This window comes from Kitasatospora sp. NPDC086791 (assembly GCF_040685975.1).
Lineage (GTDB): Bacteria > Actinomycetota > Actinomycetes > Streptomycetales > Streptomycetaceae > Kitasatospora.
The window spans coordinates 1-2,936 of sequence record NZ_JBFBOC010000068.1 but is presented as its reverse complement, the minus strand read 5'-3'; the positions used below and the strand labels follow the sequence as shown (position 1 = coordinate 2,936).

The 2,936-nt window shown below is 74.9% G+C and carries 1 protein-coding gene; it reads left to right on the top strand.

Annotated elements, in window-relative coordinates:
* Positions 1 to 2,936, top strand: a 2,936-nt coding sequence (locus tag AB0Q99_RS34215) for an acyltransferase domain-containing protein (RefSeq protein WP_363578161.1), incomplete at both ends; no start/stop codon positions are given.

Here is a 2,936-nt window from a genome sequence, read left to right as displayed (position 1 = left end):
GGGGAGATCGCGGCGGCGTACGTGGCGGGGGCGTTGTCGTTGGAGGACGCCGCCAGGGTGGTGGCTCTGCGCAGCAGGGCCCTGGTCGCCCTGGCGGACCGGGGTGGGATGGTGTCGGTCGGCCTCGGGCATGCGCGGGCCGCCGACTTCGTGGCCCGCTGGGACGGCCGGCTGACGGTGGCGGTGGTCAATGCCCCCGGTTCGGTCGTCGTGTCGGGCGACCTGGACGCGCTGGACGAGCTGCTGGCGGCCTGTGAGGCCGACGGCGTCCGCGCCCGCCGTCTGCCCGTCGACTACGCCGCCCACTCCGCGCAGGTCGAGGCGATCCGCGAGCAGTTGCTGACCGACCTCGCCGGGATCACGCCACGCCCGGCGGTGATCCCGTTCTACTCCACGGTGACCGGCGAGGAGATCGACACCTCCGCCCTCGACGCCGACTACTGGTACCGCAACCTCCGCGAACCCGTGCTGTTCGACCAGACCACCCGGCTGCTGCTCGCCTCGGGTAGCGACCCCGTCTTCGTCGAGATCAGCCCGCACCCGGTGCTCACGCCTGCGCTGGAGGAGCACGAGGCGGGTGTGGTGACCGGGACACTGCGCCGCGACCACGGCACCCCGGCCGAGTTCCTGGCCGCCGCGGCGCGGCTGTTCGTCGCGGGTGTGCCGGTGCGGTGGCCGTTCCCTGAAGGGGAGCCGGTGGCGCTGCCCACCTACCCCTTCCAACGGACGCGGTTCTGGCTCGCCGGAGGCGCGGGAGACGTGTCCGCGGCCGGGCTCGACTCGGTGGACCACCCGCTGCTCGGCGCCGCGGTCGAGGTGGGCGAGCAGCGGGTCCTGACGGGTCGGCTCTCCCTGGCCACCCACCCTTGGCTCGCGGACCACTCCGTACTGGGGACGGTGCTGCTGCCCGCGACGGCGTTCGTGGAACTGGTGGTGCACGCGGCCGGGGCGGCAGTGGAGGAACTGGTCCTGGAGGCGCCGCTGATGGTGCCCGCGGACGGCGCGGTGGACGTGCAGGTCGTCGTGGGCGAGCCGGACGAGACCGGCCGCCGCACGGTCGACGTCCGGTCCCGGACGGACGGTTGGGTGCGGCACGCCACCGGCACGGTGAGCGGGAAACCCGTGGTCGGGCAGGAGCTGACGCAATGGCCGCCGGCCGGCGCGGAACCGGTCACCGGGCTCTACGACACGCTCGCCGCGGCGGGCTACGAGTACGGGCCGGCCTTCCAGGCCGTGCAGGCGGTGTGGCGCCGGGGCAATGAGGTGTTCGCCGAGGTCACCGTGCCGGACGCGGCCCGGTTCTCCGTCCATCCGGCCCTGCTGGACGCGGCCCTGCAACCGCTGGCGCTGCTGTCCGGCACGGAAGGCGACGTGCGGCTGCCGTTCTCGCTGGGCGGGATCGCGGTCCACCGCACCGGCGTGACCTCCGCGCGCGTGCGGCTGACGGTGGTGCGCCCCGGCACCTACGCCGTCCACCTGGCGGACCGGTCCGGCGAGCCCGTGGCGACCATCGAGGCGCTGACGACCCGTCCGATGGCCGAACGCGGCCCGCTGTACGCCCTCGACTGGATTCCGCTGACCCCCGGCGAAGACGCGCTCGGCGACGCCGTCGTCTCGCCCGGCTCGGTCGCCGAGGCGCTGACGGCCGTCCAGGACTTCCTGGCCGGGCCCGGCGAACGGCTCGTGGTGCGCACGCGGGGCGCGGTCGCCGTCGTTCCCGGTGACGGGGTGAGCGACCCGGAAGCCTCGGCCGTATGGGGCCTGGTCCGGTCCGCGCAGTCCGAGCACCCCTGCCGATTCGTCCTCGTGGACGCCGACGAGCTGCCCGACGGCCTGTCGGTCGGCGACGAGGACCAGGTCGCGGTGCGCCGGGGGGCCGTCTACGTGCCCCGGCTCGTGCGCTCCGCACCGGAGGCGTTCGACGGACGGCTGACGCAGGCGGGCACCGGCAGCCTGGACGACCTCGCCTTCCTGCCGTACGAGCAGGCCCCGCCCGGGCCCCGGGAGGTGCGCGTCGCCGTGCGGGCGGCCGGCCTGAACTTCCGGGACGTGCTGATCGCCCTCGGCGTCTACCCGGACCCGGCGCTGCTCGGCAGCGAGGGCGCGGGCGTCGTCACCGAGGTCGGCGCCGAGGTCACCGGGCTGCGGCCGGGTGACCGGGTCGCCGGGCTGCTGCCCGGCGCGTTCGGCCGGGTGGCCGTCGCCGACCACAGGGTGCTGGTGCGCATCCCCGACGAGTGGACGTTCACCCAGGCCGCCACGGTGCCGATCGCGTTCATGACCGCGTGGTACGGCCTGCGCGACCTGGGCGGGCTGAAGGCCGGTGACCGGGTGCTGATCCACGCCGGGGCCGGCGGCGTCGGCATGGCGGCGGTCCAGCTCGCGCGGCTTTGGGGGGCGGACGTCCACGCGACCGCCGGCCCGGGCAAGTGGGACGCGCTGCGCGCCCTGGGGCTGGACGAGGACCACATCGCCTCGTCCCGGACCCTGGAGTTCGCCGACCGGTTCGGACCCTTCGACGTGGTGCTGAACTCGCTGTCCGGTGAGTTCCTGGACGCCTCCCTGCGGCTGCTCGCGCCCGGCGGGCGGTTCGTGGAGATGGGCAAGGCCGACATCCGGCCCGGCGTGCTGGCCTTCGACCTGGCCGACGCGGGGCCGGAGCGGCTGGGGGAGATCCTGGCCGAGGCCGTCCGGTTGCTCAGCGCGGGCGAGCTGGGTCTGCCACCACTCACCACCTGGGACGTCCGCCGCGCGCGGGACGCCTTCCGGTTCATGAGCCAGGCGGCTCACATCGGGAAGATCGTCCTCACCGTCCCCCAGCCGATCGACCCCGACGGCACCGTGCTGATCACCGGTGGTACGGGGACGCTGGGGGGCCGTGTGGCCCGGCATCTGGTGGCCGAGCGGGGTGTGCGGCATGTGGTGCTGGTCAGCCG